Source organism: Staphylococcus simulans, assembly GCF_002902285.1.
GTDB lineage: Bacteria > Bacillota > Bacilli > Staphylococcales > Staphylococcaceae > Staphylococcus > Staphylococcus simulans.
The window spans coordinates 20856-27139 of the sequence record NZ_PPRU01000063.1; the positions used below are offsets into that span (position 1 = coordinate 20856).

Consider the following 6284-nt stretch of genomic DNA (forward strand, 5'->3'; position numbering starts at 1 on the left):
ACCAAATTGCAAGGGTATAATTTTACCCTAAATTATTAATTGATTAAGCACAAGTATTATCTTATAAAATTGATATAAATGTCATAGATAGAAATCCGTATGAAAAAGAGGATAGGTGGGAGTATATAAATATGCTAAAATAAAAGAAATGATGATAAACGTTTAATTAGGAGGACATGGTTGATGCAAGATTGGATAAATGAAGTAGAAACGCAACGAATAGAACAACTACCAGCTGAAAGAATTGCTGAACTCAAAGACAAGTTCGCTTCTTCAACGTATAAACAAACATTCCATTTACAGCCGCCATTTGGTTCAGCGGGTAAACCGAATGGTCTATTATTTGATGGCAAGCATTATTTAATAAGTCATGTATGGTATCCATTTACGATTAATAATGGATTAAGCTATAGTTACGCATATCAAACTCCTGATTTAATACAAAATCCTACAGAACAGATTATGTTAAAACCAGACGGATTATTTGATGATGAGGGGATTAAAGGCGGCAGTGCGATAGAGATCAATCAGCAGACACATTTTATATACTCAGCAAAAAGTAAAGATGCTGTTATTGAAGCACCTTTCACGCAACTGCATGCAGTGAAAAATCATACAGGTGAAATCGAAAAATATGAACAACCTATCAATTTTGAAGTGCCTGAAGGCTATATTCAAAATGTACAAGACCCAAAAGTGTTTGAAAAAGATGGAACACGTTTTGCATTGTTAAGTGCACAAACAGAAAAAGGACAAGGAAGATTATTAGCTTATCATGCTGACGATCTCAACCAATGGCAATTGATTGCACCCGTCCATACAAACCTTTCTCACTTTGGTGATTTTTGGCATGCATCTGATTATTTCACTATGAACGGTTATGACATTTTAACTTTTACAGCTGAAAATACGGAACACGCATTTAAAGCAGGTTACTTAATGGGGCATTTACATTTCCATAACTTTAAGATGAATCATGGCGATTTCAAATTGTGGGATGACGGCTTTGGTTTTGTCTTCCCTCAAACGTTCGAAGATGCTGAAGGTTCGCGTGTCTTAATTGGTTTATTAAAAACAGAAGGCGAATATGAACATTTGCCTGAAATTGCACAAGTTCCTTGTCTTTCTATTCCAAGACAACTTGCTATGCACAACGGAAAGATATATCAAACACCACACTCCAGCTTAAAACAATTAAGATATAACGAAGAAACAGCATTAGGTTATGCCAATAAATTTGCGAAACAGCTCCACCCTTATGAAGGCGACAACTTTGAACTGCAGATTGAAATTTTGGAAAATGATGCGACTGAAATCTATTTTGAAGTAAAAGTCTCAAAATGGAATTCGACAAAAGTGACGTATAACACACATTCACGTTTAGTGACATTAGATTGCAGTGAAAGTGGGGAAGTACCGCTTGCAAATGTTGAAACGAAATGTTCAGTACAATTGAGTCGAGATTTAGAGCATTTACAAATTTTTGTAGACCAGTCTAGTATTGAAGTTTTCTGTAATCATGGTGAGCGTGTTATGTCTTCACGCATTTTCCCTCCAGAGAATAGTAAAGGAATACGTGTAGGTACAGAATCAGGTCAAGCATATTTAAAATTCACGAAATATGATTTGCATGGTATATATGAAGTAGAAGATAACTCGGAGCAATAAATTATAAGTGGAAATATAAAAAGAATAAGTAGAAAAGAAGGGCTGAAATCAATTGCGATTTCAGCCCTGTTTGATTAGATTTTCTTTAAATTTCTTACTGAGATATAACAGTGTTCACCATTTTTAAAGTAGACCTCACGTTCTTTAGATATTACTTCTTCGATGTTATTGCGATTAATGACGTAACTATTGTGACAACGGAAGAAGCGGTCATCTAATTGGCTTAAATCTTTTAAGTTGCCATAAAATTCGATTTGACGATTGTCTAAATGCGCAATTAAGCGATGTGATTTTGCCGAGGATTCAAAGAACATGACATCATCGTAATTAACATAGACTGAGTTACTACCACGTTTTAACTCAATTGTTTCGAGACTAGATTCTTTTGAAAGCAACTGTAGTCTCGTCAATGCAGTTTCGATACAATCAATAATTCGAGATTTCATTTCTGAAGGGTCATCTTTAAAAATAAAGTCCATGGCTGCTACTTTATAAACGAAAGTAAGATAAGTGAGTTCACTGTGGCTAGTAATAAAGATAATACTGCCGACAGAATCATAGTTTCTAAGTTCGCTGCCAAGCTTAATACCGTTAATATCAGAATCTAACTGAATATCTAAGAAGTAACAACAAATCTCATTTGTAGCTTTAGCGAATTCTAATACCTCATAAGGATCACCCGTTGAGAGCGCCACTTCTAAAGGTTTTTCTTCAATCATAATATAATTTTCAATGATGGATTCAATGTGTTCACGCTGTTGTACATCATCTTCGCATATAATAATCTTCACGTTTATTTCACATCCTCGTGCTCTGTATTCATGATTTCAAGTTTTTGTATAAAGTAATGGTTTTCAATCACAGTATCTAATAAGACATTATCCGTTTGATCAATAATTTCTCTTAAAGTTGATAGCCCTAAACCTCGATTTGGACCTTTAGTAGAGAAGTTCTCTTTAAATAGTTCATGAACTTTAGGGATATCTTTAGCACACTTATTCATCACAATAATCATCACGGCATCCTTATTTTTCATAAAGCCGATTTGAATTAAAGGATCATCGATTTCAGTGGAAGCTTCAATTGCATTATCCAAAATAATCCCCATTACTCTCGATAAGTCAATCATGTCTAATGAAATATGATGTATCTCATCAGGTACTTCAACACTTACTCTGATATTATTTTCTTGTGCTTGAATAATTTTAGTCGTCAACAAACCTTTTAACTCTCGAATTTGTAAACGTTCAAGTCCATTGATTTTAAAAGAATTCGTCTGCATATTATCTTTAAGTGGAACAATATGTTCCTCAAAATAAGCTCTTAAACCAGGCATATCGTCATCACGAATAAACTCAGACATGGAAAGTAATATATTCACATAATCATGTCTGAACTTGCGCATGTCGTTATTAATCTTTTCAATACGTAAGGTGTATTTATAATAATTCTCTATTTCTTCAACTTGTCTCTTATACTTCATTTCTCGTAATACCGTGAAGCTGATTACTAACACTAAAACAACTACGGCAAGAATGAATGAAATGTATAATATGACCATCAACTGTAAGTTTTTAAAAGTACTAATATTTTTTGGCATAAATGTAAACAAGGAAATGAAGATACTAGCTAAAAAAATAGAGACAACTGACAAATAAAGCTTATTGGTTGATAAATAAGACTTCTTTAATTTTTGTATTATAAAACGGACCAAGTAAGCTAATATAAGTGATGTAACAGTAAATAAAAATAAGTATACTGCATAAACAATAATAATATTAGTTTTTTCTTGATCAAGTATTAAGAATGAAGAGATGGCAGAAAGGTTCCCTAAATAAATAATGAGAACACTTCCTACCATTGTTAAAATAGAATATAATTTTGTTTTTCGATAAAGATATATAGTGTCAATAAGAATGATAATGAACAACGTAAATCTGTTTAAAACAATATAAATTAGACCGCTAATAATAGTAATAAAGCCAATTGTCATCTTTTCTTTTGGTGTATATTTAAAGTTTAGTATGACTTTAGAGATAATAAATAACATTAATCCTTGATAGGACGATATTAAAATGCCGCTTAATAATTCCATGTTTAAACACACTCTCTATAACGATGAAATTTGAAGTTCTTATTTGTCTTCTTCTAATAATTCTTTCGGTACAGTTGGTTCATCTAAAAACCCTAGGCATGGGTTATACTTAGCTAAGTTTCCAATTTTCTCAAAGATAAAAGCGAATAATTTAAAGATACCATTTAATAAGTCCATTACAATACATCCTTTCTGTTTTTAGGGAAAAATATTGGCAATTGTGAACCGCCTTGTAATGTGATACCTAGCAAAATCATTTGTTGGTAAGCATTAGGAACAAGGAATGAAATTGCAAACATTAATGTTGCAAGAATGATTGCCGTGATTTTCTTTTTCTTAATCAGTCGTGTGGGAATTGGTTGCTTAACTGTAGCAGCAGGTGCATAAATACAAAGTAAAATGACTGCGATTGCTGCAAGAGTAATCATAATGTTGATTGGTACATGATACGTTGCTAAGAGCCATGGCAACATTACGAATAAAACAATACTTTCTATATAGCATGCAAGTGTTGATTTGGCATGCGCACCGTGTGCAAAGTGTCGGATAATAAAATAGCTTAAATGAACAGTTAGTGTGTATAAGAAAACATGGAATAGAAGAGCAAGTCCATAAACGACAATCGTTTTGAAAAGGTTATTGAAAAAGACTTCTAGGCCAAGCTTTATTTTTAAATAAGCGATACGGTCTAGATTGTTTCTTTTTTGAAGGGCTTGAGCCCAACGATCAACCTGCCTATAAAAAGCCTTTTGCATAGCCTCACTCTCCTCACTGACATTATACAACTAAAAAGGATATTTTATTGATTCATTGCCTAACTGTTCGTTTTTTATTCCAAACTGTAGAAAATCTACTATTATCGTCATTTTAACATATATTTATAGACAGTTATGATTGAAATATCATAAGTTAGGGATTATTTAACATTAAATTTAGAAATGATGTTTTAATGAAGATGTATCACAGAGATGTGATAAGAATTCAGGTAACACATTACATAAACATATCGTGTTTGAAGTCAATGTGGTTACCTTACTTCATCTTAATATTTCAAAGAAATTGGTTTATGGCATCGTTAATATTCTTCGTAGGTCTAACATGCCTTAGACTAACTGATCATCCTATATTGAAAAGAAAGGGGGCAATACACATGGCAGGCGATATCGTAGGCACTATCGGTGAATTCGTGAAATTAATCATCGAAACAGTTCAAAAATTCACTCAAAAATAATTCCTTATTTATTGTCCTTTGAGTATAAGCACTAAATTGTTTAATCCTTATAGCAGGAATTGGTGTTTGTCCTTGCATTGATTCCTGCATCTCTCATATATGTATATCGGAAATGAAGCGTTCGGTATGCATATCATTGTAGTTAAATTATCGTTAGTAACATTAAATTTATCAAATATCGGTAAATTCACTAAATTTTTTTCATAATTAATAACATCCCCAAAAATAGATAGAAAAATAACTGTAAACATTCCCTTAATAATAAGTAAAACCCATGAGTTCCTCCCAAACTCATGGGTTATTTTTATTGATCATATTTATAAAGATGAGGACGTCTATTATCAAAGACAGGAATATTTTGTCGTTGCTGTTTAACTTCATCAAGATTAATATCTACAGTTAAGACTTCTTCTTCAGTTCCTGCTTCGGCTAAGATTTCTCCATTCGGATTAATCACAAGAGAATGACCCGCGTATTCTGTGCCACCATCTTTTTCAAAACCGCAAGTATTACAAGCGATAACGAAGATATCATTTTCAATCGCTCGGCTTTGGAGCAAAGTACGCCAATGACTTAAACGTGCCATTGGCCATTCAGCTACATAGAATAAAATATCTGCACCTTCAATAGAAGGGTGTCGTGCAATTTCAGGGAATCGTAAGTCATAGCAAATGATTTGTGACGCACGCACTTGTTCATTGAGGTTAAAGACATAAGGAACAGTTTCACCGCCAGTTAAGTATAAATGCTCATCTAACATAGGAACGAGATGTACTTTATCATATTGATAAATCAATTCGCCTTGTGCGTTAACTGTGAATGCAGTATTAAAAGTATTGCCTTTTTTCTTATTAGAAACTGATCCAGCAACAATTGTAACGTTATAAGCACGGCTTAGCTTTTGAATGAATGATAGACTCTCTTTTAAATCATCATCTGATAAAGTAGATAATTGTTCTAGTGCGTAACTGTTATTCCACATTTCAGGTAAAACAGCGACGTCTGTATCAGATTCAAGGTGTTTTGAAAATAGTGATTCAATCTTTTCTTGGTTGGCCTTCGCGTTCCCATGCGCAAGATTGAATTGAAATAGTTGAACTTTCATTGATAATCCTCTCCATTCTTTTATTAATATTACTGTACTAAAGTACGTTATGAATTTCCAATATTGATAATAATCTGATATTTAAGTGCTTTATTTGGATTATTACAAATTATTAAGTATATTAACACTTCTTTTCATTCTAATATACATATAGAATTTAAAGATAAGTTCTTATATACTTAAGT

7 protein-coding genes are annotated in these 6284 nt (G+C 32.7%); 2 read left to right on the plus strand and 5 right to left on the minus strand.

The genetic code is table 11. The annotated features are described in order from the left end of the window. Nucleotides 1-183: 183 nt before the first annotated feature. Nucleotides 184-1668, plus strand: coding sequence for a GH32 C-terminal domain-containing protein (locus tag CD112_RS12750; protein ID WP_103364422.1), 1485 nt, complete (start codon nt 184-186; stop codon nt 1666-1668). Nucleotides 1669-1742: 74 nt separating this feature from the next. On the opposite strand, the gene agrA is transcribed toward CD112_RS12750, so the two are convergent. From agrA to CD112_RS12770, 4 genes are read right to left on the minus strand one after another with little or no spacing between them, the layout of a single operon-like run. Continuing rightward, nucleotides 1743-2459 carry a quorum-sensing response regulator AgrA gene (gene agrA / locus CD112_RS12755; RefSeq protein WP_002481723.1) on the minus strand — a complete coding sequence of 239 codons (717 nt, stop codon included), beginning with the start codon at nt 2457-2459 and terminating at the stop codon, nt 1743-1745. A gap of 2 nt (nt 2460-2461) precedes the next feature. Further along, on the minus strand, nt 2462-3763 hold the full coding sequence (gene agrC / locus CD112_RS14005; RefSeq protein WP_070463420.1) for a quorum-sensing sensor histidine kinase AgrC: 1302 nt from the start codon (nt 3761-3763) through the stop codon (nt 2462-2464). A 39-nt stretch (nt 3764-3802) separates the two neighbouring features. Continuing rightward, nucleotides 3803-3940, minus strand: a complete 138-nt coding sequence (gene agrD, locus CD112_RS12765; RefSeq protein ID WP_023015908.1) for a cyclic lactone autoinducer peptide AgrD — start codon at nt 3938-3940, stop codon at nt 3803-3805. Continuing rightward, nucleotides 3940-4518 carry an accessory gene regulator AgrB gene (locus CD112_RS12770; protein ID WP_002481720.1) on the minus strand — a complete coding sequence of 193 codons (579 nt, stop codon included), beginning with the start codon at nt 4516-4518 and terminating at the stop codon, nt 3940-3942. Before CD112_RS12770 ends, agrD begins: the two co-directional genes overlap by 1 nt. Before the next feature lie 311 nt (nt 4519-4829). Between CD112_RS12770 and CD112_RS13660 the strand changes: the two genes are divergently transcribed. Next, nucleotides 4830-4994 (plus strand): delta-lysin family phenol-soluble modulin, encoded by a 165-nt coding sequence (locus CD112_RS13660; protein WP_158257062.1) that lies wholly within the window; start codon nt 4830-4832, stop codon nt 4992-4994. A 304-nt stretch (nt 4995-5298) separates the two neighbouring features. Here the strand turns inward: CD112_RS13660 and CD112_RS12780 are convergent, their stop codons facing one another. After that, entirely contained in the window at nt 5299-6099 is an 801-nt protein-coding gene (locus CD112_RS12780; RefSeq protein WP_070626460.1) for a carbon-nitrogen family hydrolase, read from the minus strand. Nucleotides 6100-6284 lie beyond the last annotated feature (185 nt).

Excerpts from the sequence above, each read along its gene's own strand:
- CD112_RS12770 (WP_002481720.1), bottom strand. The coding sequence starts at position 4,518 with ATGCAAAAGGCTTTTTATAGGCAGGTTGATCGTTGGGCTCAAGCCCTT.
- agrC (WP_070463420.1), bottom strand. The coding sequence starts at position 3,763 with ATGGAATTATTAAGCGGCATTTTAATATCGTCCTATCAAGGATTAATG.
- CD112_RS12780 (WP_070626460.1), bottom strand. The coding sequence starts at position 6,099 with ATGAAAGTTCAACTATTTCAATTCAATCTTGCGCATGGGAACGCGAAG.
- agrD (WP_023015908.1), bottom strand. The coding sequence starts at position 3,940 with ATGGACTTATTAAATGGTATCTTTAAATTATTCGCTTTTATCTTTGAG.
- CD112_RS13660 (WP_158257062.1), top strand. The coding sequence starts at position 4,830 with ATGGCATCGTTAATATTCTTCGTAGGTCTAACATGCCTTAGACTAACT.
- CD112_RS12750 (WP_103364422.1), top strand. The coding sequence starts at position 184 with ATGCAAGATTGGATAAATGAAGTAGAAACGCAACGAATAGAACAACTA.